Source organism: Oerskovia sp. PE-21s, from assembly GCF_056158145.1.
Genome location: NZ_JBUXJM010000012.1, coordinates 27,022 through 52,861, shown reverse-complemented (window position 1 = coordinate 52,861; position 25,840 = coordinate 27,022). Strand labels below are relative to the sequence as shown.

Annotated in this window: 24 protein-coding genes; 8 read left to right on the top strand and 16 right to left on the bottom strand. The window is 72.0% G+C overall.

What is annotated here, in order from left to right; translation table 11 throughout:
* Window positions 1-2: 2 nt before the first annotated feature.
* From ACZDYF_RS18440 to ACZDYF_RS18415, 6 genes are all read right to left on the bottom strand, one after another.
* The gene (locus ACZDYF_RS18440) at window positions 3-1,202 is read right to left on the bottom strand and encodes a MalY/PatB family protein (RefSeq protein ID WP_475061056.1); all 1,200 of its coding nucleotides are present in this window, start codon (window positions 1,200-1,202) and stop codon (window positions 3-5) included.
* A 60-nt stretch (window positions 1,203-1,262) separates the two neighbouring features.
* Complete coding sequence (locus ACZDYF_RS18435) at window positions 1,263-2,099, bottom strand: DedA family protein (protein WP_307824266.1); 837 nt, start codon at window positions 2,097-2,099, stop codon at window positions 1,263-1,265.
* Window positions 2,100-2,227: 128 nt separating this feature from the next.
* Window positions 2,228-3,898: a polyamine aminopropyltransferase gene (locus tag ACZDYF_RS18430; protein ID WP_475061051.1), complete on the bottom strand. Its 1,671-nt coding sequence runs from the start codon at window positions 3,896-3,898 to the stop codon at window positions 2,228-2,230.
* Window positions 3,899-3,900: 2 nt separating this feature from the next.
* Window positions 3,901-4,122 (bottom strand): DUF350 domain-containing protein, encoded by a 222-nt coding sequence (locus tag ACZDYF_RS18425; protein WP_191790103.1) that lies wholly within the window; start codon window positions 4,120-4,122, stop codon window positions 3,901-3,903.
* Window positions 4,123-4,190: 68 nt separating this feature from the next.
* Window positions 4,191-4,907, bottom strand: coding sequence for a hypothetical protein (locus ACZDYF_RS18420; protein ID WP_475061046.1), 717 nt, complete (start codon window positions 4,905-4,907; stop codon window positions 4,191-4,193).
* A 23-nt stretch (window positions 4,908-4,930) separates the two neighbouring features.
* Window positions 4,931-5,287: an S-adenosylmethionine decarboxylase family protein gene (locus tag ACZDYF_RS18415; protein WP_191790101.1), complete on the bottom strand. Its 357-nt coding sequence runs from the start codon at window positions 5,285-5,287 to the stop codon at window positions 4,931-4,933.
* A 301-nt stretch (window positions 5,288-5,588) separates the two neighbouring features.
* On the opposite strand from ACZDYF_RS18415, the gene ACZDYF_RS18410 reads away from it, so the two are divergent.
* Window positions 5,589-7,931: an arylsulfatase gene (locus ACZDYF_RS18410; protein WP_475061041.1), complete on the top strand. Its 2,343-nt coding sequence runs from the start codon at window positions 5,589-5,591 to the stop codon at window positions 7,929-7,931.
* Between the two features lie 28 nt (window positions 7,932-7,959).
* Here the strand turns inward: ACZDYF_RS18410 and ACZDYF_RS18405 are convergent, their stop codons facing one another.
* Window positions 7,960-9,108, bottom strand: coding sequence for a serine hydrolase domain-containing protein (locus ACZDYF_RS18405; protein ID WP_475061037.1), 1,149 nt, complete (start codon window positions 9,106-9,108; stop codon window positions 7,960-7,962).
* Window positions 9,109-9,174: 66 nt separating this feature from the next.
* Between ACZDYF_RS18405 and ACZDYF_RS18400 the strand changes: the two genes are divergently transcribed.
* Together ACZDYF_RS18400 and ACZDYF_RS18395 are read left to right on the top strand one after the other, a co-directional pair.
* Entirely contained in the window at window positions 9,175-9,759 is a 585-nt protein-coding gene (locus ACZDYF_RS18400; RefSeq protein ID WP_191790099.1) for a sugar O-acetyltransferase, read from the top strand.
* A gap of 35 nt (window positions 9,760-9,794) precedes the next feature.
* The gene (locus tag ACZDYF_RS18395) at window positions 9,795-10,805 is read left to right on the top strand and encodes an LLM class flavin-dependent oxidoreductase (protein ID WP_475061027.1); all 1,011 of its coding nucleotides are present in this window, start codon (window positions 9,795-9,797) and stop codon (window positions 10,803-10,805) included.
* A 58-nt stretch (window positions 10,806-10,863) separates the two neighbouring features.
* On the opposite strand, the gene ACZDYF_RS18390 is transcribed toward ACZDYF_RS18395, so the two are convergent.
* Both ACZDYF_RS18390 and ACZDYF_RS18385 read right to left on the bottom strand, forming a co-directional pair.
* Window positions 10,864-11,238, bottom strand: coding sequence for a UBP-type zinc finger domain-containing protein (locus ACZDYF_RS18390; protein WP_191790098.1), 375 nt, complete (start codon window positions 11,236-11,238; stop codon window positions 10,864-10,866).
* Complete coding sequence (locus ACZDYF_RS18385) at window positions 11,235-11,897, bottom strand: hypothetical protein (protein WP_191790097.1); 663 nt, start codon at window positions 11,895-11,897, stop codon at window positions 11,235-11,237. Before ACZDYF_RS18385 ends, ACZDYF_RS18390 begins: the two co-directional genes overlap by 4 nt.
* Before the next feature lie 391 nt (window positions 11,898-12,288).
* On the opposite strand from ACZDYF_RS18385, the gene ACZDYF_RS18380 reads away from it, so the two are divergent.
* The 3 genes from ACZDYF_RS18380 to ACZDYF_RS18370 all read left to right on the top strand — a co-directional run bounded on the left by ACZDYF_RS18380 (window position 12,289) and on the right by ACZDYF_RS18370 (window position 16,476).
* Entirely contained in the window at window positions 12,289-12,459 is a 171-nt protein-coding gene (locus ACZDYF_RS18380) for a hypothetical protein (RefSeq protein ID WP_191790096.1), read from the top strand.
* Between the two features lie 161 nt (window positions 12,460-12,620).
* Complete coding sequence (locus tag ACZDYF_RS18375) at window positions 12,621-15,587, top strand: helix-turn-helix transcriptional regulator (protein WP_475061020.1); 2,967 nt, start codon at window positions 12,621-12,623, stop codon at window positions 15,585-15,587.
* Between the two features lie 28 nt (window positions 15,588-15,615).
* Window positions 15,616-16,476, top strand: coding sequence for a 2,3-bisphosphoglycerate-dependent phosphoglycerate mutase (locus ACZDYF_RS18370; protein ID WP_475061015.1), 861 nt, complete (start codon window positions 15,616-15,618; stop codon window positions 16,474-16,476).
* A 1-nt stretch (window position 16,477) separates the two neighbouring features.
* On the opposite strand, the gene ACZDYF_RS18365 is transcribed toward ACZDYF_RS18370, so the two are convergent.
* From ACZDYF_RS18365 to ACZDYF_RS18355, 3 genes are read right to left on the bottom strand one after another with little or no spacing between them, the layout of a single operon-like run.
* Window positions 16,478-17,710, bottom strand: a complete 1,233-nt coding sequence (locus ACZDYF_RS18365) for a hypothetical protein (protein ID WP_475061012.1) — start codon at window positions 17,708-17,710, stop codon at window positions 16,478-16,480.
* Window positions 17,707-18,396 (bottom strand): SigE family RNA polymerase sigma factor, encoded by a 690-nt coding sequence (locus ACZDYF_RS18360; RefSeq protein ID WP_475061007.1) that lies wholly within the window; start codon window positions 18,394-18,396, stop codon window positions 17,707-17,709. The genes ACZDYF_RS18365 and ACZDYF_RS18360 overlap by 4 nt, the downstream gene beginning before the upstream one ends.
* Window positions 18,393-18,863 carry a hypothetical protein gene (locus tag ACZDYF_RS18355; protein ID WP_475061000.1) on the bottom strand — a complete coding sequence of 157 codons (471 nt, stop codon included), beginning with the start codon at window positions 18,861-18,863 and terminating at the stop codon, window positions 18,393-18,395. The genes ACZDYF_RS18360 and ACZDYF_RS18355 overlap by 4 nt, the downstream gene beginning before the upstream one ends.
* 364 nt (window positions 18,864-19,227) lie before the next feature.
* Here ACZDYF_RS18355 and ACZDYF_RS18350 point away from each other — a divergent pair, with 364 nt between their 5' ends.
* The gene (locus tag ACZDYF_RS18350) at window positions 19,228-21,015 is read left to right on the top strand and encodes an AMP-binding protein (RefSeq protein WP_191790091.1); all 1,788 of its coding nucleotides are present in this window, start codon (window positions 19,228-19,230) and stop codon (window positions 21,013-21,015) included.
* Window positions 21,016-21,031: 16 nt separating this feature from the next.
* Here the strand turns inward: ACZDYF_RS18350 and ACZDYF_RS18345 are convergent, their stop codons facing one another.
* The 3 genes from ACZDYF_RS18345 to ACZDYF_RS18335 all read right to left on the bottom strand — a co-directional run bounded on the left by ACZDYF_RS18345 (window position 21,032) and on the right by ACZDYF_RS18335 (window position 23,160).
* Window positions 21,032-21,430 carry an arsenate-mycothiol transferase ArsC gene (locus tag ACZDYF_RS18345; protein WP_191790090.1) on the bottom strand — a complete coding sequence of 133 codons (399 nt, stop codon included), beginning with the start codon at window positions 21,428-21,430 and terminating at the stop codon, window positions 21,032-21,034.
* 126 nt (window positions 21,431-21,556) lie between these two features.
* Window positions 21,557-22,594, bottom strand: coding sequence for a hypothetical protein (locus ACZDYF_RS18340; protein WP_475060984.1), 1,038 nt, complete (start codon window positions 22,592-22,594; stop codon window positions 21,557-21,559).
* On the bottom strand, window positions 22,591-23,160 hold the full coding sequence (locus ACZDYF_RS18335) for a SigE family RNA polymerase sigma factor (RefSeq protein WP_475060981.1): 570 nt from the start codon (window positions 23,158-23,160) through the stop codon (window positions 22,591-22,593). Before ACZDYF_RS18335 ends, ACZDYF_RS18340 begins: the two co-directional genes overlap by 4 nt.
* A 206-nt stretch (window positions 23,161-23,366) precedes the next feature.
* Here ACZDYF_RS18335 and ACZDYF_RS18330 point away from each other — a divergent pair, with 206 nt between their 5' ends.
* On the top strand, window positions 23,367-25,187 hold the full coding sequence (locus ACZDYF_RS18330; protein WP_475060978.1) for a glycerophosphoryl diester phosphodiesterase membrane domain-containing protein: 1,821 nt from the start codon (window positions 23,367-23,369) through the stop codon (window positions 25,185-25,187).
* Window positions 25,188-25,223: 36 nt separating this feature from the next.
* Here the strand turns inward: ACZDYF_RS18330 and ACZDYF_RS18325 are convergent, their stop codons facing one another.
* Window positions 25,224-25,808, bottom strand: coding sequence for a dienelactone hydrolase family protein (locus tag ACZDYF_RS18325; protein WP_475060973.1), 585 nt, complete (start codon window positions 25,806-25,808; stop codon window positions 25,224-25,226).
* Window positions 25,809-25,840: the final 32 nt, after the last annotated feature.

Sequence of the window (25,840 nt, the reverse complement as noted above, 5' to 3'; positions counted from 1 at the left end):
CGCTAGGCCGACGCCGTCCGCGCCGACTCGCCCATCCGGCGCACGGCCTCCGTCAGCACCTCCTGGCTCGTCGCCAGGTTGAGCCGCACGTGCCCGGCTCCACCCGGCCCGAAGTGCCGACCGTCGTTGAGGGCGACCTTGGCCCGGTCGAGGAAGAAGCGGTACGGGTCGTCCGAGACCGACGACGCGTCGAGCCACGCGAGGTAGGTGCCCTGCGTCGGCTGGTAGCGGACCTGCGGAAGCTGCTCGTCGAGCAGGTCCGCGAGGAGCAGCTTGTTGCGCCGGACGCCACGCAGGACCGCGTCGAGCCACGGAGTGCCGTGCGTGAGCGCGGCGGCGTGCGCGATCACGGAGACGTGCCCGACGCCGTGCACCACCTCCTCGGGGATGCGTCGCAGGTCGTCGGCCGCCTCGGGTCCGCCGACCGCGACGGCCGCCTTGAGGCCGGCGAGGTTCCACGCCTTGGAGGCCGAGAGGACCGCGATCGCGTTCTCGGCCCCCGCGACCGTGACGATCGGCGTGTAGGCGACGCCGGGTGCGGTGACGGGCGCGTGGATCTCGTCGGACACGATGCGCACGCCGTGGCGGCGCGCGAGGGCGGCGAGCGCCTCGAGCTCCGCGCGCGTGTGGACGGTGCCCGTGGGGTTGTGCGGGTTGCACAGCAGGTAGACGGCGCGCCGTCCGCTGCCCGGTCCGGTCCCGTTGAGCGTGGCCCCGGTCGCGTCGGCGAAGGCCGCGTCGAGCGTGTCGAGGTCGAGGCGGAAGTCGGAGGTGAGCGGCGCGGTGACGACCCTGCGCCCCTCGTTCTGCGTGAAGCCGAAGAACGGCGGGTAGACGGGCGGGCTGACCACGACCGCGTCGCCCGGCCCGGTGAGGACCTTGAGGATCTCCATGAGCCCGAGCATCACGTCGGGCATCATGCGCGTACCTGCCGGATCGAACGACCAGTCCCAGCGGCGCTTCGCGAACCCCGCGAGGGCCTCGGCGTACGTGTCGCCGTAGTCGTACCCGGTGTCGCCCGACCGCATGGCCTCGGTCACGGCCTCGACGACGGGCGTCGCGAGCTCGACGTCCATCTCGGCGACCCACAGGGGCAGCACGTCGGGGGCGTAGGCCCGCCACTTGAGGCTGGTCCGACGGCGCAGCGCGTCCGGGGTGAGGGCGTCGAGCGGGTTGTCGGTCGCGAAGGGTGAGGTGGTCACGGGACCGAGCCTACGACGGCTGCTACCGGGGGGGCGGGCGCACTCCGGATGGCTCGGGGCTCAGTCGGTGGACGGCCCGGCCCGGACCCCGGACCGCTCGAACACGCCCTTGGGCAGCGCGAGCGTGGTCGTGGGGGTCTTGGTCCGCTCGGCCGTGCCCGACTCGGGAGCCTGCTCGTCGTCGTCGGGCTGGGCGGGGCGCGCACGACGACCGTGCGCCGGGGGCGCACCCGCGAGCACGGACCGGGAGACCCTCATCACGACGAACGCGACGACCGCGAGCGCCACGACCCCGATGACGACCTTCTGCAGGACGCCCGCGTACTCCTCGACCAGGTGCCAGCTCTCGCCCAGCGCGAAGCCCGCACCGACGAAGATGCTGTTCCAGATGAGGCTGCCTGCGGTCGTCAAGAGGACGAACTTGGGCAGGGGCATGCGGTCCACCCCGGCGGGCAGCGAGATGAGGCTCCGGAAGATCGGGATCATGCGGCCGAAGAACACGGCCATGCTGCCGTGCTTGTGGAACCAGGCCTCGGTGCGGTCGACGTCCTCGAGCTTGACGAGCGGCAACCAGCCGATGATCCGGCGCGTGCGCTCGCGCCCGACGAGCGCGCCCACGTAGTACAGCGCCACCGCACCCACGAGCGACCCGACCGTCGTCGCGGCGACGGCGGCGAACACGTTGAAGCTGCCGCGGCTCGCGGTGAAGCCCGCGAGCGGCAGGATGACCTCGCTCGGCAGCGGCGGGAACAGGTTCTCGAGCGCGATGGCCAGGGCCGCGCCGAACACGCCGAGCGTCTCCATGAGAGACACGGCCCAGCCCGCGACACCACCCAGGTCGGGATCGCCCGCGGCGGCCACGTGCACGAGGTCGACAGGGAGGTTCGCGAAGGGCATACGCAGACCCTATGCGCCCTGGACCGGACATTTCGACCTCGGCGAGGTCTCACCCGAGCACCTTCACGGCCTGTTCACGCGCTTGCGTCACCGGACGGCCCGGAACGCACACCCGGTGGGGCCGGTCGTCAGTACCGCCAGCGCGACATGTCCTGCTGATAGGTCCGGTAGACCACGGGTGACAGCAGCGTCGAGGCCTGCATCTCGACCTCGGGTCCCGGGTGGTCGCCCGCGAGCGTCGCGGTCGCCCGCAGCGAGTCGAGCGTGTGGAAGCGCAGGCCCTCGGGAAGCGGTGTCGCGGCGAAGAGGCGCGCCCCGCCGTCGGGCCCGAGGGTCCCGTCCGCCGTGGCCTCGCCCTGCCCGGCGGGAGGGAGCGACAGCACGAAGCCCCACTCGCCGAACGACGGCACGTTGACCGACAGCGGGACCACGGTCCGCCCGGGCGCGCCCGCACGCACGGTCGCCGCGACCTGCCAGAACGCGTGCGGCGTGAAGTACGACGACGTCGCCTGGGTCGCGTACACGCCCCCGGGCCGCAGGTGGTTCGCGACCATGGCGTAGAACTCGGTCGAGTACAGCTTGGCGATGCGCTCGTTCGACGGGTCGACCAGGTCGATCAGGACCGCGTCGAACGTCTGGTCCGTGGTGTCCATGAAACGGAACGCGTCGCCGTTGACGACGCGCACGCGCGGGTCGTCGAACGAGTGCTCGTTGAGGTCGCTCACGAGGCGGTCGGTCCGGGCGAGCTCGGTCACGGCCGGGTCGAGGTCGACGACCGTGACCTCACGGACGCTCGGGTACCGCAGCACCTCGCGCGCGAGCAGCCCGTCCCCTCCCCCGAGGATCGCCACCGACGCGGGCGCCGCGACCGAGGTGAGCGTCGCGTGCGCGAGCGTCTCGTGGTACCTCGCCTCGTCGAGCGAGGAGAACTGGAGCTGGTCGCTCAGGTAGAGCCGGACGTCGTCGCCGAAGCTCGTCAGGACGAGCTTCTGGTAAGCCGTCGACTCGTAGTGGACCACCGGGTCCTGGTAGAGCCGGGTGTTGATCGCGCCCTCGATCGCGCTCGACGCCGCGAAGCACGCCACGAGGAACACGACCGTGAGCCGCGCGAGCCAGGTCCAGCGCGTGCGCCGCCCCATGCGCCGCAGCATGAACACCGCGACCAGCACGTTGAGCAGCGCGACCGCGTACGCCGTCCGCATGAGCCCCAGGTACGGGAGCATGACGAACGGGAAGAGCAGCGACGCGGCGAGCGCCCCGAAGTAGTCGACCGCGAGGACCTTCGACAGCAGCCCCACGGACTCGTCGCGCCCGTGCTCCTTGAGCAGCGCGACGAGCAGCGGGATCTCGACGCCGATCCCCACGCCGAGCGCGAGGGACAGCAGCACGAAGACGAGCCAGTAGACCTCGGTCAGGCTGAACGCCGCGTAGAGGATCAGGACCGAGCTGCCGCCCAGCAGGGCGAGCGAGACCTCGTTGCGCACGAAGTTCAGGCCCGGGTTCGTGGCCAGGCGCGTCGCGAGGAGGGATCCGATCCCCATGCCGAACAGCGTCAGGCCCGTCGCGACCGAGAACGCGACGACCGAGTCGCCGAACAGGTAGGACGCGGCCGTCCCGAGGATCAGCTCGTAGATGATCCCGCCGACCGCGACGAGCAGCGCGGCCGCGAACACGGTCGGCTTGTCCATGCCACGGCCCGACGGCGGCGCGCCCGCTGCGGGCGGCGCGCCCGCTGCGGGCGGCGCGTCCCCTGCGGGCGGCCCGGCCTGCGCGGCCTGGGTCTGCGTCTCGCCGGCCACGGTCAGGAGAGGATCGTCCCCGCGATGATGATGCCGATGGCGACGGCCAGCCCGGCGATCATGATCCCGAAGGCCGTGTTGTGCTCGTCGACGAGCTCGCGGTGCAGGTTGAGCTTGAAGAGGTAGTTGACGACGACGATCGTCAGGACGAGCAGGACGATGCCCAGCACCGAGTAGACGATCGTGGACAGGAAGGCGTCGAGGCGCAGCTCGGCGAGGCTCATGGTGGCTCCAGGGGTGGTGGGGACGGACGCTGTGCGAGGGGTCGTGCTCGGGTCGTGCCTGGCGCCGGCTACTTGCCGAGGCCGCCGCCACCGCCGCCGTACACGGATCGGCGGTAGCAGGTCTGGTCGGTCGTGAGCGGGTCGCCGCTCGCGTCGTACTGCTGCTCGACCGTGCGGGGCGTGCAGTCGTCGTCGTCGACGTCGCGGTCCCCGCACGCGGAGAACAGGCCGATGCCCGCCGCGAGGACCAGGACGAACGCGACCACGGGGTTGACCTTGGTGTCGCGCGGCGCGACGCGCTTGCCGAAGTGGGCCTTCTGCCCCGCGGCGTCCAGGACGGTGCCGTGGTAGAGGTCGATGACGCGGTCGTCGAACTTCTCGAGCGACAGGACCATGTCCTGGGTGCGGAGCTCGGCGTAGGCGACGCGCTGGCCCACCGTCAGGTCGTAGGTGAACGACCCGTCGAGCGACGCGATGGTCCCGACCCCGACCTCCGTGACCCTCGTGCGATACTTCTTCCCGCTGAGCGTCACGGTGACGACCTGGCCCGTGCGCATCCGCGTCGGGTCGAGGGCTTCCTCGGACTCCGCAGGGCGGTAGAGCGTGACGGCCTTCGTGTCGTGGTCGTACTCGACCCAGAAGTCGAGGTTCTCGTACCCGAGGACCTCCCACTCCTCCCAGTAGTACGTGACGCCGTCGCTCGGGTCCTGCTCGCCGTAGACGACGACTCCCTGCGGCAGCGAGCGCCACGGCGGCGCACCGATCAGGTGCTTGCCGAGCGCCATGCGTGCTCTGGGGCGGCGCGCCCTCACAGGAGGGTCCGGACGGCGACGTCGGCCGCGGCGAAGGTCTCGCGCAGCAGGCTGCGCGTGTCCTCCTCGAAGCTGCCCGACGACGGTGCGCGGCAGGTCGTCAGGGTCACGTAGGCCGTGCCGTCCTCGGGCCACGTGTGGACCGCGAGGTGGGACTCGGCCAGGAGGGTCGCCATGCTGAAGCCCTGGGGCGCGAAGCGGTGCGAGGTCTCGCCGAGCGGGGTCAGTCCCGCCCGGTCGACGACCTGGGAGAGGCAGGTGCGGACGGTGGTCTCGTCGTCGAGGAGAGCGGGGTCCCCGCCCGAGATGTCGAAGACGTAGACGAGGTTGCGGTTGACCGGATCGGTCGGCACATGTTCTCCCTGAGCAGCGGCTGGCGGCGTCACGGTAGCGGATGCCTGACGTTCCCGAAAAATGCCGACCTCCTCTGGGACGGGGGCTCGCGCGGTCCGCTCGCCGAGCGCGCTCGGGCGACCCGGCCTAGCGTGAGTGACCTGGGCACCGGCGACGACGCCGGAGCCCTCTGCTCGTCCGCACCAGACGGGATGGCAGCACCCCGTCGCACCTCGACGTACCGCACGACTCGAACTCGGTCCGGCACCCGGCATCGCGTGCCGCCCTCCGGACCACAGCGATGGCGACCACGGAGGCGACATGACGAAGAAGCCGTTCAGCGGTGAGATCAAGCTCGACGTCCGGGACTCGACCCCGGACTGGGACGCGTTCCTTCCGCCCAAGGCACCGGCGGGCTCCCCCAACGTGCTCGTCGTGCTGTTCGACGACACCGGCCAGGCGGCGTGGTCTCCGTACGGAGGCCGGATCGACATGCCCACCCTCGACAGGCTCGCCGCGAACGGCCTGACGTATTCGCAGTGGCACACGACGGCGCTCTGCTCGCCGACGCGTTCGACGTTCCTGACCGGGCGAAACCACCACCTCAACGGCTTCGCCTCGATCTCCGAGGCCTCGAGCGGATTCCCCGGCTACAGCTCCCACATCCCACCGTCGAACGCGACCATGGCGACCGTTCTCCGCGATGCCGGGTGGTCCACCTTCTGGGTCGGCAAGAACCACAACGTCCCCGTCGACGCGTTCACCGCCGGCGGCTCGAAGAAGGCCTGGCCTCTCGCCCAGGGGTATGACCGCTTCTACGGCTTCATCGGCGGCGAGACGAACCAGTGGTACCCATCGCTCGCCGAGGACAACCACTACATCGACCAGCCCTATGGTCCCGAGGACGGTTACCACCTGTCCGCCGACCTCGCTGACAAGGCGATGGAGTTCATCCGTGACTCGAAGCAGACCGAGCCCGACAAGCCCTGGTACCTGTGGTTCTGCCCCGGCGCGAACCACGCCCCGCACCACGCGCCGCAGGAGTACATCGACAAGTACAAGGGCCGGTTCGACGACGGGTACGAGGCCTATCGCGAGTGGGTCCTGCCACGCATGATCGAGCGAGGCATCCTGCCCGAGGGCACCGAGTTGACAGAGCTGAACCCGATGCCCGAGGGGACGTTCGCTCCAGGAGACGCGGTGCGCCCGTGGGACACGCTCTCCGACGACGAGAAGCGCCTGTTCAGCCGCATGGCCGAGGTCTTCGCAGGGTTCAGCGAGTACACGGACGCCCAGGTCGGGCGAATCATCGACTACCTCGAGGACTCGGGCCAGCTCGAGAACACGATCGTCGTCTACGCCGCCGACAACGGCGCCTCCGGTGAGGGCTCACCGAACGGGTCTGTCAACGAGAACAAGTTCTTCAACGGCTACCCCGACACGATGGACGAGAATCTTCAGTACCTCGACCGGCTCGGGTCGGCCGACACGTACAACCACTACCCGACCGGTTGGGCGGTGGCGTTCTCGACGCCGTACAAGATGTTCAAGCGATACGTGTACCAGGGCGGCCTCGCAGACCCGCTGGTGATCTCGTGGCCGCAAGGTATCGCGGCTCGCGGCGAGGTGCGCGGACAGTACCACCACTCGACCGACATCGTTCCGACGATCCTCGAGGCCTGCGGCGTCGAGTTCCCCGAAGTGGTTGCAGGCGTCGAGCAGCACCCTCTCTCAGGTGTGTCGATGGCCTACTCGTTCGACGCGGGCCCCGACGCGCCGACGGCCAAGAAGACCCAGTACTACGAGATGCACGGAAACCGTGGCATCTGGCACGAAGGCTGGAAGGCGGTCACCGAGCACGGCCCGACGTCTGGACTGTCGCACTTCGAGAGAGACCGCTGGCAGCTCTTCCACACCGACGTGGACCGGGCGGAGGCTCACGACCTCGCCGAGCAGCACCCGGAGAAGGTCGAGGAGCTCAAGCGCCTCTGGTTCGAGGAGGCGAAGGCCAACAACGTCCTGCCGCTCAACGACCTCGCAGTCGTCGGCAAGGACCTCGAGACGTTCCTCGGTCTGGAGTACCGGAGCGATGCCCCGAAGAGCGGCCAGTACACCTACTATCCCGGCACGAGCGAGATCCCCGAGCGCAGCGCCGCGAACGTGCGCGGTGTGTCGTTCAAGGTGCTCGGAGACGTGGTCACAACCACGGAGACTGCAGGCGTCGTCTTCGCGCACGGCTCGCGTTTCGGCGGTCACGCGCTCTTCGTCAAGGACGGTCGCCTGGTCTACGTCTACAACTTCCTCGGCATCGGCGAGGTCCAGCGGCTTTCGGCACAGATGCCCGCCGCAGGACGGCACGTGCTCGGTGTCGACTTCGTCAAGGAAGGGATAGGGGAGCATCACGAAGCTCTCGGCACGGCATCGCTGTACATCGACGCAGAGGTCGTCGACTCGGCCCAGATCCGCACCCAGACCGGCCACTTCTCGCTGTGCGGCGAGGGGCTCTGCATCGGCTACGACTCGGCCGACAGCGCCTCGGCGACCGACTACAGCGGACGGTTCGAGTTCACGGACGGTGAGATCAAGAAGGTCGTGTTCGACATCGCTGACGACGCCTATGTCGACGTCGAACGTCACATCGCGGCGGCGTACGCGCGCGACTGACCTCGACCTCGCCCACGGGCCCTGTCCCCTACGCCCCGGTGATCAGGGCGTCGAGCCGTCTGATCGGGTCCCAGGCGCCGTCCTCGCTGTTGGACACGACCACGATCGTCACACCGGGCTCGCCGCCCTGCCCGGGGTAGTGCTTCACGATCGCGCTCGACCCCGTGTTGATCCCGTCCTTGGACAGCGACCGGACGCTCCCGTCCGCGGTGACCTCGATCTCGAGGCCGAACGCGAAGTGCACCGCGGTCGCCTTGCCCGGCGCGGCGTCCGGGATCTCGTGGTGCAGCGCCTGCGGGCTCAGGAACGCGTCCGTGAGGTCCGGCGGCAGGAGCTCGCCCGCCCGGACGGCGTCGAGGAAGCGGACCAGGTCTGCCGCCGTCACGTGCGCACCGCCATCGGGCGAGCCGATGGGCGGGTAGCTGTAGATGTTCTGCCGCCACCCCACGATGGGCGCGTCGCCGTCCGCGACGGGAGCTGCGCCGTCGCCCGCGTCGCCGTCGGGCGCTTCCGCGCGGACGGGCTCCCAGCCCTCCGCGACGTCCGGGACCGCCTCGCGCATGTCGAAGAAGCCCGACGACGCCATGCCCGCGCGCGCGAACACGTGCTCGCGGACGTAGTCGCGGTAGGTGAGGCCCGTGGCACGCTCCAGCGCCAGCCCGGCCAGGACGTACCCCACGTTGCAGTACCGGCAGCCCTCGCCCACACCGAACGTCGGGGTCTTGTGGACGAACTGGGGCAGGAAGTCCGCGGTCTGCGTGACCGAGTAGTTCGGCTTGTCGACCCACAGGGCCTCGTAGGACTCGCCGGCCTCCTCGTCGGCGTCGTCCGCGATGCCCGAGGTGTGCGACAGCAGGTGGCGCAAGGTCGCCTCCCGGGGGATACGGGTCCCCTCGAGGTCGACGTGGTCGTGGATCGAGGCGTCCAGGTCGAGGGTTCCGGCCGCGACCTGCTGGAGGACCGCGACCGAGGTGAAGAGCTTGGTCACCGACGCGACGTCGAAGCGCGTCGAGGTCTTGACCGGCACACCCCAGCGCCGCGAGGCCAGGCCGTAGGCCCCCTCGAACAGCTTCTCGCCCTCGCGGGAGACGAGCACGACCCCCGAGAAGTCGTCCCGCGCGGCAGCCTGCCGGAGGTGGTCGTCGAACGCCGCGAAGGATCCTGTCGTGAGGCTCATGCCTTCGACGGTAGGCCTCACGGGACGTGTCGAGCCAGGGCATTGTGGGAGTGGCAGGATCGCAGGATGGACCTCGAGGACTTTCTGGAGCACGTGAACCGCGGCGAACTCATCGAGGGCGGGTCCGCACGGCACGAGTTCATGCACGGAGCGGCCCAGGAGGCGCTGCGGTGCGTCGCCGATCTCAACTCCGGGTACCGCACGCCGGACGAGGTGCGCGGTCTGCTGTCGCGGCTGACGGGGGTCGTCGTGGACGAGTCGGTCACGGTCTTCCCGCCGTTCTACTGCGAGTTCGGCAAGAACCTGACCCTGGGCAGGGACGTCTTCATCAACAGTGGCTGCCGCTTCCAGGACACCGGTGGCATCACGATCGGGGACGGGACCCTCATCGGGCACGGGAGCACCCTGACGACCCTGAACCACGCCGTCGACCCCGCCCGCCGAGCGGACATGATCCCCGCACCGATCAGGATCGGACGCAAGGTCTGGCTGGGGGCATCGGTCACGGTGGTCCCGGGCGTGACCATCGGCGACGGTGCGATCGTCGGTGCCGGAGCGGTCGTGACCAAGGACGTCCCGGCCGACACGATCGTCGCCGGGGTGCCTGCGAAGGTCCTGCGCCCCACCGGTTTCGACGCGTCGCTCGGCTGACGTCCGCGCGCCGCCCTACCCGAAGGAGAACCACCGTGCCCCGTCCTCGTCTCGGCGTGATCGTGCCGCGCGATCTGCCGATCACCGACCTGCTGCCGTTCGTGTCGCGCGCCGAGGAGATCGGCCTCGACGAGGTCTGGGTGGTCGAGGACTGCTTCTTCCGGGGTGGGATCGCGCAGGCCGCGACGATCCTTGCGCGCACGGAGTCGATCCGCGTCGGTATCGGGATCCTGCCGGCCGCGGTGCGCAGCCCCGCCATGACGGCTCTCGAGGCCGGGACGCTGGCCGAGCTCCACCCGGGGCGGCTGCTGCTGGGGATCGGGCACGGGATGCCCGCGTGGATGCGGCAGATCGGGGTGTGGCCGGCGAGCCCCCTGACGCTGCTGGAGGAGACCACGAGCGCCGTCCGCTCGCTGCTGCACGGCGAGCGGCTCAGCACCGACGGACGTTACGTACAACTCGATGACGTCGGGTTGTACGGCCCTCCGGCGGTCGCCCCTCCCGTCCTCAACGGGGTGCGCGGGCCAAGGTCCCTGGAGGTCTCGGGCCGCGTCGCCGACGGCACGATCCTCGACATGCCCGTGACCCCCGAGTACCTGGGCGTGGTCCGCGCGGCCGTCGAGCGCGGCCGCGCCGCAGCCGGACCGAGCGCCCCGCCCGAGCACACGCTCGTCGCGTTCGCCCTCGCCGTGGTGCACGACGACGTCGCGACCGCCCACGAGATCGTCCGGCCCGCGCTGGCCACGTTCGGCGCCGCGGACTGGACCGCGCAGATCGACCCGCTGCCGTTCGCGACCGCGTTCCGGGCGCTGCGCGACTCGACGTCGACACCGCAGGAGTTCTCCCGGGCTCTGCCCGACGAGTGGGTCGACCAGCTCGCGATCGTCGGCCCGCCCGACGTGGTCCGCGCCCGGCTCGCCGCGCTCGAGGCGAACGGCGTCAGCAGCGTCGTCGTCGTGCCGACGAGCCCCGACCCCGGACACCAGGACGACCCGTTCGCTGCACTCGACGCACTCGCCCGGGTCGTGTCGCCCGCCGAGAAGTGAGTTCACGCCCCTGATCCGCGCGGATCAGGGGCGTGAACTCACTTCTCGGCGGAAGCGGTCAGTGGATGAGCTCTCGCCAGTTCTCGGGGACTCGTTGGGCAGGCCCGGGCGTCGCCTGGTCCTTCGGGTGCGCGATCGGCGGAGCGAGGTCCGGCCCCTCGAACGACTGCTCCGAGACGTAGTCCCAGTACCAGTCCTCGCCCGGCTCGTATGTGCGCATGAGCCGGTGGCCGGTCTCCTGGTAGTGCGCCGTGGCGTGCTGGGAGGGCGACGTGTCGCAGCAGCCCACGTGGCCGCACTGCGCGCACCGACGCAGGTGCACCCACCAGCCGCCGGAGGACTCGCACTCGGCACAGCCGGGACCGCTCGGCGGCACCGTCAGGTCGAGGGACTCCTCGAGGCCCGGGGTGCCGCCGTCGTCGGCCGCCGTCAAACCTGTGCCCCGACGCTGCGGACGACCGGCTCCCAGTCCTTGGGCTCGAGCGGCTCGGCGGGCTCGGCCGCGGCCCAGCCGCGGGCCGCCTCGATCGTCGACGAGAGCAGCTCGTAGAGCGCGTCGTCGGCGTCACGTGAGCCCGCCTCCGAGATGCCCTGGACCGCAGCCGCGACGATGCTCGGAGCGGCGTCGCGCGCGAACCGTGCGGGACGCAGCCGCGACCCCTTGCAGAACGACTCGGCCCACGCCGCCGTGCGGGGCACCATGTTCAGGGCGTCCTGCGACTCCTGCGTCCGGGTGCCGGGCTCGCGGCCCTCGAGCTGGTCGAGCATGCGCTCGCCCGCGATGATCGCGACCGCGAGGACGTCCTGCCGGTCGCTCGGCGAGACGGGCAGCGCCGTCTGCGCCGCGCGCAGCGAGATCCACACGCTCCACCGCGGGTCGTCGGACCGCAGCCCGATCACGGACGGGATGAGGATCGCCAGGCGTGGCCTGGCCGCATCGCTCGTGAGGTCGTTGACCGCTCGCGCGAGCATCGCGACCAGCGGGTGCGTGCACTGGGGATGGTCGCTCCAGCGCTCGCCGGCCAGGTACGACGCGAGCTCCATGAAGCACGCGCCCTTCTTCGGGTTGCGGTGCTTGCCGCGTCCTAGCATGGGTAGCACGTCGTACGTCGATGTCACGAGGGCACCTCCATCAAGGGGTCCGGTCCATTCCAGTCTGCGACCGGCACCCGTCGTTGGCAACGGGTGGGGGCCTACCCGCCGGGCGGACCCGGCCGTGCGCGCCATGGCCGTGACGTTGATCGCAGGGCGGTCCCGGACCGCGCAGAGGGTGCCGTCCATCGCGTCTCCCGGTCACCGTCGCCCGGCGACCTCACCCCTAAGGCACCTCAGACCACCTCAGGCGAGATACGCCGTCGGGCCTGAGGTGGTAGCCGCCCAGAACCTACCCGCTCGACCGATGCACCACGCGCCCACTCAGCACGAGAGTGAGGATCACAGCGGGCACCACGTCCGCAGCCGACGAGCACGAACGGGGACGACCATGAACGAGATGTACGTGATGGGCTTCGAGACCGAGGTGGCCTACCGCCAGCAGCAGGTCCGCGCGGACTACGACCACCACGAGAACGTGCTGATGCACTGGCTCCGCAGCCACCGCCTGGGGCACAAGACGCACAGTACCCACGCGAGCACCACAGGTCAGACCGGATGACGGAGCCCTCCTCCGGTCGGGTGGGCCGAGGTCGACCATCGCCCTCGGCGCCACCGGGCTCCCGGTTCCCGGCCGGACCGGAGGAGGGGTTCGTCACACCGGTCGGCGAGTATCAGGAAACGTCGTGGCAGACGTCACAGGCCGCTGCGAGGATGGGCAGTATGCCGCGCCCCTCCCAGGCCCACTTCGTCGCACGACAGCACCAGCTCGACGTGATCGCCGCAGCGGTGGGCCGCGCTGCCGCCGGGGACCCCGGTGCGATCCTCCTCGGCGCCGACGCCGGGGTCGGCAAGTCGCGCCTCCTGGTCCGTGCCGCAGAGCTCGCCCGGGGCACGGGGGCCACCGTCGTCGTGAGCCACTGCGTCGACCTCGGCGACGTCGGCCTGCCCTACCTGCCGTTCACCGAGGCGCTGTCCGAGCTCCGGTCGAGCCACGAGGTCGTCGACGAGACCATCGACGCGCGGCCCGCGCTGGGCCGCCTCCTCGACGCCGGCCCCTCGTCCCTCGACGGCAACGGCGAGGACCAGGCCGGACGTCTCCAGCTCTTCGAGAGCATCACGGCCGCGCTCACGGCCCCCGGGAGGCCCGGCGCCCCGCTCGTCCTCGTCATCGAGGACCTGCACTGGGCGGACCCGTCCACGCGCGACGTCCTGCGCTTCCTCCTCGCGCGGCTGCGGGCCGACCACCTGCTCGTCATCGCGAGCTACCGCACGGACGACCTCCACCGTCGCCACCCGCTGCGCCCCGTGCTCGCGGAGCTGCGCCGCCACCCGCGCGTCGACCACCTGGCCCTGGACCCGTTCACTCCGGGCGAGCTCAAGCAGTTCACGACCGCCGTCGCGGGCAGGTCGCTGCCCAAGAACGACTTCGAGCGCGTCATGAAGCGCTCGGAGGGCAACGCGTACTTCGCCGAGGAGCTGGTCGAGGCCGGCCCGCAGGCCGACGCCCTGCCCTGGTCGCTCGCGGACGTCCTGCACGCTCGCCTCGAACAGCTCGAGCCCGACGTCCAGCAGCTCGCCCGCATCGCGTCGCTCGCGGGACGCGTGGTCGCCGAGCCCTTGCTGCGCGCCGTCGTCGGGCAGGACCTGGGCGTGTTCTCGCTCGGCGGCCTGCGCTCCCCCGGCGGGCTCCCGACCCGGGGCGCGCTCGACCAGGCGTTCGACGCGACGCTCCGCGAGGCCGTGGCCCACCACGTGCTGACCGTCGACGGCGGCAGGATCGCGTTCCGCCACGCCCTGCTCGCCGAGGCCATCTCGGCCGACCTCCTGCCCGGCGAGCAGGTCGCGCTGCACCGCGCATACCTGGCCGCGCTCACCGAGGACCCGGCGCTCGGCTCGCCCGCGCAGCGGGCCCACCACGCACTGTCGGCGCACGAGACGACGACGGCGCTCGTCGCGTCCCGCGAGGCTGCGCGCCGTGCGGGGCGGGTCCTCGCGCCCGCCGAGGAGCTGCGGCACCTGGAGCAGGTCCTGCGTCTGTGGGACGTCGTGCCCGAGGCCGCGGACCTGCTCGGCGAGGACCGCGTCGACGTGGCCGTCGCGGCGGCGTCCGCGGCGAGCCGTGCGGGCGAGCCGGACCGCGCGGTCGCGATCGCGCGCAAGGTCGTCGAGATGACCGCGGAGAACCCGCTGCGGCAGGCGTCGCTGCGTCACGTGCTGTCCCTGCACCTGCTCGGGATCGAGCACGTCGAGGAGGTCATCGAGCACACGGCCGCGGCCCTCGCGGTGCTGCCCACCGAGCCCCCGTCGAAGGACCGGGCGTGGACCCTCGCGACCCGCGCCCGCGCCGCGATGAACCTCGACCGGGCAGACATGGACGTGGTCGCCCAGGAGACCGCCGAGGAGGCCATCGCGGTGGCCCGCGCGATCGACGCCCCCGACGTCGAGGCCGACGCCCTGACCACGCTCGCGGTGCTCGAGGTCGATGACGCGGACCGCGCCGCCCAGCTCCTCGCCAACGCGCGCGAGCGCGCCCAGGCTGCAGGCGACCTCCTCACGGAGATGCGCTGCTGGTACAACATCGCGGCCAACCGCTACTACTCGGGGGACCTCGAGCAGGCCCTCGTCGAGGCGCACACGGGGCTCGAGCACGCGGTCGCGGCGGGGCTCGGCTGGAACGGGTACGGGGTCGAGCTCCGCCTCTTCGGCGAGCTCGTCCGGTACGCCACGGGCGACCTCCGCCCGCCGCCCACGTCCCCCGACCCCATGCCCCCGAGCGCGGTCGCCGCGCTCTCGGCCGCCCAGCTCTACGCGGCCGTCGCGCGCGGCGACGAGGGCGTGATCGAGCGCGCCCGCGCGCTGCGTCCCGAGTGGCGGCGCGACGGGCAGATCGCGCTCATCGCGGGCGGGTGCATGATCGACGCGCTCGTCTGGACGGGCCAGCGCGAGGAGGCCCTGGCGCTCGCGCAGGAGCTCATCGTCTACCTGGGCCGCACGTGGAGCGACTACTTCCTGGGCCGGATCTGGATCTCGGCGCTCGCCCTGACGGCGCTGGCCGACGCGACCGAGGAGCGCCGCCTCGTGGGTGCCCCCGTGGACGACCTGGTCGCGCAGGGCGACGCCCTCCTCACGGCGGCGGAGACCACTGCCCAGCGGGGACGTCCTCGCGGTGGCCGGCTCGGCCCCGAGGGCATCGCGTGGCTCGTGCGGGCCCGCGCCGAGCACTCCCGCCTCACGGGGACGAACGACCCGCTCCTGTGGCAGGAGGCCACGGCAGCGTTCGACTACGGCTACCGCTACGAGATCGCGCGGTCCCGCTGGCGCTGGGCCCAGTCGCTGCTGGGCGTCGGGGACCGCGAGGGCGCCGCCGCCCAGGCGGGCGAGGCTCTCGAAGAGGCCGACGACATGGGCGCCGCGCCCCTCGCGAGCGCGCTGCGGGACCTCGCGCGCCGCGGGCGCCTGGACCTGCCGGGCCTGCGCCGCGGCGCCACGACCGTGCTGACGGACCGCGAGGAGGAGGTCCTGCTGCTCGTCGCGCAGGGCCTGACCAACCGGCAGATCGGCGAGCGCCTGTTCATCAGCGGCAAGACCGTGAGCGTCCACGTCTCGAACGTCCTGGCCAAGCTGGGCGCCTCGGGCCGCACGGAAGCCGTCTCGATCGCGCACCACCGGGGGCTGATCGAGGTCTGACGGCGGCGCGTGTGGTTCGCTGGTCGCCATGAGCGCCCCGGCCCCTGGCACCCTCGTCCTGCTGCGTCACGGGCAGAGCGTCTACAACGCGGAGAACCGGTTCACGGGCCTGCTCGACGTCGATCTCTCCGACCACGGCGTCCGCGAGGCCGAGCGGGCGGGCTCGGAGCTCGCCGCGGCCTGTGCGCAGGACCCGACGCTCGTCCCGCGCCGCGTGCTGACCTCGCCGCTCGTGCGTGCCTCGGCGACCGCGGCGATCGTCGCGGCGCGACTCCCGGGGCCGCCTCCCCTGGTCCCCGAGTGGCGGCTGGTCGAGCGGCACTACGGCGCGTTCACCGACGACCTGCGCGAGTCCGTCCGGGCCGAGTTCGGCGAGACCGCGTACTGGGAGTACCGGCGCTCGTTCGACCACCGGCCGCCGCCCGTCGAGGAGGGCAGCGAGGCCGCGGCGGCCGTCGCGGACACCTTCTCCCGCCTGCCCGACGCCGCCCGGGTCGGCTTGCGCCGCGACACCGAGTCGCTCGCGGACGTCGTCGACCGCCTCGCGCCGCTGTGGGCGACGGTGCGCCGGGCCCTCGACCGCGGCGAGAACCTCCTCGTCGTGGCGCACGGCAACTCGCTGCGCGCGTTCGTCATGCTCGTCGACCGGCTCACGGCCCCCGAGGTCCAGGTCCTCAACGTCCCCACAGGCCTCCCGCTCGTCTACCGCTTCGAGCGCCAGGCGCCCGACGACGCCGCGCACCCGGGCGGGGAGCCCCACCCGGGTGCGCAGCCGGGTGCTCAGGCGGCCGCAGCCCACCTCGTGCCCGTGCACCGCGGCGGGCTCTACCTCGACGCGGCCCGTGCGGCGGCCGAGCTGGCCGACCTGGAGCGGCGCGGCGGGACGTGAGTCACGAGCCCACGCGCAGGCCTCCGCCGTCCGAGGGGCTCCGCTCCACCTTGCAGTAGGTCAGGTCAGCGGTGCTGGTGATGATGCGGTCCTCCTGCTCGGTCGTGAGGCCCTCCCGGAAGGACCCCTCGGTGGCGTCGTCGGCCGCGCGGCACCGGAACAGGACCTGGTTGCCGCCCGCGTCCAGGACGGCGACGTCCTCGTACGGCCCGGTCGCAAGGAGCGCCGCCCACCGGGGATCCTGCTCCTGGCTCTGGATCGCGACCCGGCTCTGCGCGTCGTAGGACACCGCGCACCCGTCGACCAGTTCCGTGCAAGCCCCCGTCGTCCGGGGGCCGTCCCCGAACGAGGCCGTCATCCGGGGTTCGAACGCGGTCTCCCCCGTCAGCGCGAGAGCAAAGGGGGCCTGCGCCCGCTCGGGGATCGTCAGCGTGGGGACGAGCAGCAACGTGCCGGTCTTCCCGTCGGCCTGTGTGATGGGCTCCCAGGACGAGACGAACGCGCTCGGCTCGTCGTCGAACAGCTCGTTCGTCGCGGCGCCGAAGACGAACTCGCCCCCCTCGGTTTCGACGACTGCGGCGGAAGAAAGGACCGGCACGAGGACCGTCGTCGGTTCGGCGCCTGCTCGGAGCCGTCGGAGCTCGGCCTCGTCCCCGGCGACCACCTGGAAGCGCTGTGTCTCTCGCGGTGCGTAGCCGAGATCTGCCATCTGCTGGATGTAGGCAGGATCCTTGGGGTCCTGCGACGGCTCGGCCCCCTCTGCCACCGCGGCATCGAGGATCTGCCCGGTCCGCGGGTCGATCGAGACGGTCGCGTCCTCGAACGGACCACCGGCCGAGAACTCGACAGTCGAGATGATGAGGAACCGGTCGCCGTGCGCACCGGTCTCGATGCCCGTGTCGAGCACGACGGTCTCGTCCGGCAGCTCGTAGGTCGCCGCCTCCGCCACGGCCGTGATCCCGGGAGCGATCTCTCGATGCACGATCTCGGTGCTCAAGGTCTCGTAGGCCGCCGCGGGGTCGAGCTCGTGGGCCACCTGGCTGGGGAGGCCGCTCGCGACCCCGACGCCCAGGACGGCGAACACTGTGAGCACCGCGGTCCCGGTGACGGCCCGCCGGGCTGTGGCCTTGCGTCGGCTCGTGACGAGCACGACGGGCAGGTCGAGCGTCGAGGGCGGGACGGAGTCGGCCGCAGCGTGCAGACGGTCGAAGAGGTCATCGTGCGGTCCGGTCATGAGGAGCTGCCCTTCCGGGAGGAGTCGTCGAGGATCGCGCGGAGCCGGGCGAGCGCCCGGGACGCGGTCGACTTCACGGTGCCGACCGGGATGCCGAGCTCTGTGGAGACCTCGGTCTCCGAGAGGTCGAGCATGTGCCGCATCACCACGACACGGCGTTGCTTGAGGGGGAGCTGCAGGAGGGCGCGGACGACCAGGTCGCGGTCGTCCACGGTGGCGGGCGCCGCACCCACCGAAGAGCCGGCGCGCGGCGCGTCGGTCGTGCCCTCGGAGTGGTCGCGGAGGTCGTCCGGGCCGGACAGCACCTCGCGGCGGGTACGCCGCCACGTGTCGACCCGCAGGTTCGCGAGGATCCTGCGCGCGTAGACGAGCGGGTCACCGTCGCGGGCCCTGGACCATGCCCGGTACGTGCGTTCGAACGTCTGCTGCGTGAGCTCCTCGGCGCGGTGCTGGTCGCCGCACAGGAGGTAGGCCATGCGGTGCAGCGGGCCGACGGCCTGCTCCATGAACGCCGTGAACTCGGCGTTCCGGCTCGCACGCAGGATCACGCCGCCGCCCTCGCCCTCCTCGGCGGGGAGCCCCTCGTCGAACTGCTGGTCGAAGAGGTCCGGTGCGCCGTCGTCGGGCACTCGTCGCGGACCGCCCTGCAGGTCGCCGCCGCCCACGAGCGGCAGGACCGCGGTCACGGCAGCACCCCGGGCACCGAGGGCCGCGGTTCTCCGGTCGATGGGCCCGTCCGCCGGGACTCGAGCAGCTCGACGTCCCGTGTCAGGCCGTCGCGGACGTGCCTGCCCAGGAGCGATCTCTGCTCGGGCGTGAACCTGCTCCGGTCGCCTGCCACGGGTCCTGCCGTCCCGTGCTCCAGCCGGTCCAGGGCCACGATGCGGTCGAGCAGTCCGAGGATCTCGGCCCGTTCGGCCCGGCCGGACAGGTGCACGGCCACGACCCGGTCCGCGAGCGCCCGCTGCGCATCGAGGACGCCGAAGCGCGAGCCGTCCAGCAGCACCGTGCCCAGCGGTCTGCGCACGACCAGCCACCCCCTGTCGTCGTCGGTCGTCACGACCCGGGCGCCGCGTACCGTCACGCGGTGCGACACGAGCGACCACCGGACGATGATCGCGCACACGGGCAGCGCGAGGACGAGGAGGACCACGCTGAGGACGGGTTGTGGTGAGGGCCAGGTCAGGCCGACCGCGAGGAGCGAGCCCCCGACGCTCGCGACGACGACGACCGACCCCGCCGGCCCGCTGCCCAGCCTGTCCCGGAGCCGCCCCCTGACGGCTCGAGACCTCGCTGGCACGGGTCCGGACGGCGCGTTGGTGCCCCCTGCCCCCCGTGCGCCGGAACCTCTCGGCGGGGGTCGGTACGTTGTCCTCACGACCAGTACACGCAGCCGAGGGCACGAAGGTTCCACCCGGCCGGGTCCCAGTTCTTCTCCCGGGTGCTCACAGGCTCCGCCGAGGTTCCTCGCACGCGCCGCACACATAACCTACGCATCCGTAGGTTACGGTGTAGTAGTGAACACCTTGGCAAAGCAGCCCTGGCTGAGTCGGTACTCCCCAGGGGTTCCCGCGACCGTCGACGTCCCCGACGAGCCCGTGACCGCGGCGCTCGCCCGAGCGGCTGCCCGCTGGCCCGACCGGGTCGCGGTCGACTTCTTCGGTGCGACCGTCACGTACGCGCACCTGGCTGAGAAGGTGGACCGCGCCGCGAGCGCCCTGTCCACGCTCGGCGTGGGGCGTGGCGACCGGATCGCGCTCGTCATGCCCAACAGCTCCTCGCACCTCGTCGCGTTCTACGCCGCGCTGCGCCTGGGTGCGACGGTCGTCGAGCACAACCCCACCTACTCGTCCGACGAGCTGGCCCACCAGCTCGCCGACTCGGGTGCGACCGTCGCGCTCGTCTGGCAGAAGGCCGTCCCGACGGTCCTCGCCGCGAAGCCTGGCACCGGGCTGCGTACGGTCGTGTCGGTCGACATCGCCCGCGACCTGCCCCTCGTCAAGCGCATCGCGCTGCACCTGCCCGTCACGGCGGCGCGCACGCAGAAGGCCGCGCTGCGAGGCCCGGCGACGGCAGGCGTCCCCGACTGGCACCGGCTCGTCGCGAGCGCAGGTCCGCTCGACCCGTCGACCCCCCAGCCCGAGGCCGACGACGTCGCCCTCCTCCAGTACACGGGCGGCACGACGGGCACGCCCAAGGGCGCGGTCCTGACGCACCGCAACCTCGTCGCGAACACCGTGCAGGGCCAGGCGTGGGCGTCGTTCCGCGAGGGCGAGGAGACCGTCTACGGCGTCCTGCCGTTCTTCCACGCGTTCGGCCTCATGTTCTGCCTGACCCTGCCCGCGCGCATCGGCGCGACGCTCGTCGCGTTCCCCAAGTTCGACGCCGAGTCGTTCCTGGCCGCGCAGAAGCGTCGCCCCGCGACCTTCCTCCCGGGCGTCGCGCCCATGTTCGACCGCATCGCCGCCGCGGCCGCCAAGGCCCGCGCGGCGGGCAAGCCCGTCGACCTGCACTCGATCCGGCTCGCGTTCGCGGGGGCCATGCCCATCAGCCCGACGACGGCACGCACCTGGGAGGAGGCGACCGGCGGCCTGCTCATCGAGGGCTACGGCATGACCGAGACGTCCCCCGTCGCGCTCGGCAACCCGGTCTCGGCCGACCGCCGCCCCGGCACGCTCGGCCTGCCGTTCCCGAGCACCGACATCCGGGTCGTCGACCAGGACGACCCGACCAAGGACGTCGAACCGGACGAGACCGGCACGGTCCGCGGCGAGCTGCTCATCCACGGGCCGCAGGTCTTCCAGGGCTACTGGAACCGCCCCGAGGAGACGGCTCACCAGCTCCTCGACGGCGGCTGGCTGCGCACGGGCGACGTCGTGACCGTGGACGCGGACGGCGTCGTCACGCTCGTCGACCGCATCAAGGAGATGATCATCACCGGCGGGTTCAAGATCTACCCGTCGCAGGTCGAGGACCACCTGCGCCTCATGCCCGGGATCCGGGACGTCGCCGTCGTGGGCCTGCCCGGCGAGGGCTCGGACGAGCGAGTGGCCGCGGCCGTCGTGCTCGACGAGGACCAGAGCACCGCGAGCGGGCTCCCGATCGACCTCGCGGCCGTACGCGAGTGGGGCGAGCAGAAGCTCGCCCGCTACGCCCTGCCCAAGCACCTGTTCGTCGTGCCCGACCTGCCCCGCTCGCAGATCGGCAAGGTGCTGCGCCGCGTCGTCCGCGAGAACGTGCTGGGCAAGCCGACCGACGGCGACGGGCCGGGGCACCCGACGGGCGGCGCGGCCCCGACCGCCTGACGGTCCTCTCCGTCCGTCAGGGAGCCAGCAGGTCCCGGACGTGCGCCGCGATGTCGTCACGTACGAGCCGCATGCGCTCCATACCCTCGATCCCCCGGAGCGAGGGCTCGTCGGTGTCCCAGACCACGACGGGCGTCCCGTCGTCGGTGGTCACCTGCGCCTCCCGGCCGAGGACGACCACGACGTCCGCGGCCGCGACCAGCTCGGGGGTCAGGGGCTTGGGGTGCTCGCCCGACAGGTCGACGCCGACCTCCTCGAGCGAGGCGACCGAGAGCGCGTTGAGGCTCGACCCCGGGGAGGTCCCGGCCGAGTCGACCCGGACGTCGGGCGCGATCTTCCGGGCGAGCCCGGCGGCCATCTGCGACTTGCCGCCGTTCTTGACGCAGACGAACAGGACGGATCGGGGGGTGCTCACAAGGGTCCTCCTGGTCGTCGGCCGACCGGCCGTGGCCAGGCCCTCCGTGGGCCGTGCCGGTCACGAGACCCAGGCTACCGGCGTCTCGTGGCGCACCCCCGAGGGTGCGCCACGAGAGCCCCGAGGTCACCAGGCCGGGTCGTCCATCGAGAGTCCCTGCGACGCGAGGTAGGCCTGCGACGCCGCGAGCGCCGCCTGTTCGACGGTCTTGCGCTCCTCGAGGTAGGCCTGCGCTCGGCCGATGTAGTCCACCTGCTGCGCCGCGTCGACGTCCGCGAGGCGCTGGACGACGTCGAGCTCGTCCTTGCACGCGATGTCGATCCGCCCGATCCGTACCTGCTCGGCGAGCGGCGCGCCCAGCGCTTCGGGCGGGATCATGCCCGCCTCGTCGGCGGCCGGGGCCGTCACGCCGTTGTCCTCCAGGCACTGCCGCCACTCGTCGCGGATGGCGCGGCCCGCGTCGTCGTACGCGAAGGGCAGCCAGCCTGTCGGCGCGATCGCCTCGAGCCGGTCGACGTCCCAGTCGATGCCGAGCGCGCGGAGCTCGCCGAAGCACGTGCTCCGCTGCGTCTCGGCGGCGGTGTCCCCCGAACGGATGGAGTTCGGGTGGACAGCCTCCTGGACCTCGTAGCCCGTCGCCTCGAGGGTCTCGACCCGCCACGCGCCGTACGCGTCCGCGTTGCCGTTGCCGGGCGGGACCCGAATCGGCCCGACCAGGTCGACCGTGTCGCCGAAGCCCGCGTCGGTCATGCATCGCGCCAGGTACGCCTCCCGCGCAGAGGTGACGACCGCCAGCTCCTGCCTGCTCAGGAACCACGCGTCGACCGGCAGCGCGATGCTCCCCGTCGCCTCGTCGACCACGGCACCCGACGGCGTAGCGGGCGTGTCCGAGGCCGGGTCCTGCGGACCCTCGTCCCCCGTGATGGGGGCCGCGCTCCCCGACGCCGGGGCGAGCGTCGACTGCGGCGCCGGACCGCCGCCGAGCCCGCCGGTCCCGAAGTAGAGGCCCGCGCACAGCACGCCGACACCCATCGTGGTGCCGCTCGCCCGCAGCACCCGACGCCGTCGCCCGCGTCTGAGCACCTCTGCCCGGTCGATCGGCACGAGCGGGACGTTCCCCGCCATGGTCCGCAGCCTGCTGACGAGCAGCTCGTCGTCGTTCATCGTGTCGTCTCCTTCGAGGTGGTCGGGGCGTCCGTCGTCGTGAGCAGGACGCGAAGCTGAGCGAGGCCGCGCGAAGCGGTGGACTTCACGGTTCCCAGGCTGATGCCGAGGTCGTCCGCGACCTGCCGCTCGGGCAGGTCGAGCAGGTAGCGCAGGACGATCACCCGGCGACGACGCACGCTCAGCTGGAGGAGCGCCTGCACGAGCTCCTCGCGTTCGGCGTGCGCATGCTCGCTGGAGGACACCTGCAGCGGGGGCAGGTCCTCGGGTGGGAGGAGCTGCTCACGGCGGTGCTTGCGCCACGAGTCGATCCGCGCGTTCGCGATGACCCGTCTCGCATAGGCGAGCGGGTCGGTTGCCTTGGCCCGAGGCCACGCCACGTACGTGCGCACGAGCGCCGTCTGCACGAGCTCCTCCGCCCTGTGCCCGTCGCCGCACAGCAACCATGCCGTCCGCACGAGCAGCGGCTCTGCCTCTGCCATGAAGGCCGAGAACTCCGCGTCCCGGGTCCGGCGTTCGCTGTGTTCCACAGGGAGCCGGTGGTCCTCGGCGTCGTCGCCCGTCACGAGCGCCCCCTCACTTGTCCATGTCGTCACACCGGAAACACGTGCGACCGGGCACGGAGGTTGCCCGGCGCCGGTCGGACGGTCGAGTCCACGAGAAACCTCCCACGTCCCGAGCCGGCTCGGGCGCGCTCGTCGAGAACGCGCAGAAGGCGACGGCGATGCACGGGGCAGCGCTCGCCGTCGGGCACCTCGCCTAGGCTCACGGGGTGAGGACCGTACGCACCTGGCCGACGTTGGGCGCTGCCCTGACCTATCTGGGGACGTCGTTCGGCACGTACCTCAAGGCGATCCTGCTGCTCCAGGGCGTGAGCGTGCTGCTCGTCTTCCCGGCGCTCGCGTGGCTGTTCGAGCTCGCGCTGGACCAGGCCGGCGTCGACGCCGTGACGCAGCGGACGCTCGGCGACGTCCTGCGCTCCCCCGTGGCCGACCTCCTGATCCTCCTCATCGCGGCCCTCGCGTGCCTGGTGGTGCTGGTCCAGGTGGGGGCGCTGCTCGTCATCGCCCACCGCCTCGCGCACCGCGAGCCGGTCACGGTACGCACGGTCGCCCGGGACCTGCTCGTGGCGGCGCGCAAGCTCCTGAGCCCGCAGGTGCTGCTGTTCGTGCCGTACTTCTTCGTGGTCCTGCCGCTCGGCAACGTCGGGGTCGTGGCGACGGTCGTGCGCGGGATCCGCATCCCGCGCTTCGTCGTGGGGTCGTTGCTCGAGACGGACGCGGGCACCTTGCTCTACTACGGCTTCCTCGCCGTGGTCCTCTACCTGAACCTGCGTCTGGTCCTCACGCTCGCCGTGTTCGTCACGAGCGACTCGTCGGTCGCGGCGTCGATGGCGACGAGCTGGCGGCTGACACGCTGGCACACCTGGCGCTTCGTCGTCCTGTTCGGGGTCGTGGTCGCGGTCGCGGCGACGTTCCTGGTGGGTGTCGTGAACGTGGGTCTCGCGCCGACCCGTCTCACCGACCGCGTCGCACCCGACGTGTCCCCGCTCGTCGCGGGCCTCTCGCTCGCCGCGGTCCAGCTCGCGGTGTTCGTCGTGACGGGCTTCGTCGCGGCGATGCTCGCCCAGGTCGTGGTGGTCGCGCTGAGCGTGCGCCAGGGCGAGGGGCCCGACGGCGGCGCGATCCACTCCGCGCCCGCCGAGCCGGTCGCGGCACGGCTGCACGGACCGCGATGGGTGCGCGTCGTCGTCGGGATCGCGGGCGTGCTCGCCTTCGCCGTCCTGTCCGTCCACAACACGTCGGTCATGACCGACATCGGCAGACGGAGCGACACCGCGGTGATCGCCCACCGCGGGTATCCCTCGCGCGGTGTCGAGAACACGATCCCCTCGTTGGAAGCAGCGGCCGAGGTGCGCCCGGCGTACGTCGAGATCGACGTGCAGCAGGCGGCCGACGGCGGCATCGTGGTCATCCACGACACGAACCTCCGACGACTGGCCGGTGTCGACCGCGAGGTCTACGACCTGACGACCCCTGAGCTGACCGCGACGACCGTCCGGGCGCGGGGACACGAGGCGACGATCCCCACGCTCGACGCGTTCGTCGACCGCGCCCAGGAGCTCGGGGTGCCGCTGCTCGTCGAGATCAAGCCTCACGGCCACGAGTCTCCCGGCTACGTCGAGGACGTGGTCGCCCTGCTCCGCGCCAAGGGCGTGGCCGACGCGTACCTGGTGCAGTCCCTCGACAAGGACGTCGTGGAGCTGGTCGAGTCCCTGGCGCCAGAGATCGGGACGGGCTACGTGCTGCCGGTGAACTTGGGGAGGCTGCCCGCGACGACCGTCGACCTCGTCGCGGTCGAGGAGTCGTCCTTCACTCCGTCGTTGCTCGCCGAGGCGCACGCGGCGGGTCGAGAGGTCTTCGTCTGGACGGTCGACGAGCCCGCGGCGATGCGCGGCTACGTGCGCGAGGGCGTGGACGGCATCATCACCGACCTGCCGGCGCGGGCCGCGCAGGAGCGCGACGCCGTCGTCGCCGACACCACGCTGTCCTCCCGGCTCGAGGACGCGGTCCACGGGATCCTCTCGTGGTGAGCCCCGTCGTGCGGTGTCGCCCGCGCCCGTCGGTCCTCAGCGCCCGATCCCGTCGAGGAAGCGGACGACCCGCTCGGTGAGCAGGCGAGCCGCGTGCTCGTCGTACGAGGGCAGGCTCGCGTCCGCGAACAGGTGCGCGTCCCCCGGGTAGAGGAACAGCTCGGCCTCGCCGGGCGCGGCCTCGACCAGGGCTCGGGCGGCGTCGAGGTCTCCCTCGTCGACGAAGATCGGGTCGGCGTCCATGCCGTGGATCTGCACGGGGACCCCGAGCGGCCAGCCGTCGCCGAACTCCGACGTCGGGATGCACGAGGAGAAGAGCAGGGCTCCCTGTGCGCCCTCGCGGGTCTGGGCGAGCATCTGTGCGGGCACCACCCCGAGCGAGAACCCGGCGAAGACCAGCTCCTCGGGCAGCCCGTCCGCGACCGTCGCGCCGCGGGCCAGGATCGTGTCGAACCCGATCTGCTCGACGTATCCCATGCCGCTCTCGATGTCGGGGAACGTCCTGCCCTCGTAGAGGTCCGGCAGGTGCACGACGTGCCCGGCCTCGCGCAGCGTCTCGGCGAACGCGCGGACCCCGGGCGTCAGCCCGAGCGAGTGGTGGAAGAGCAGTACCTCGGCCATGGGGGCTCCTTCGCGTCACGGGCGCCGGGGAG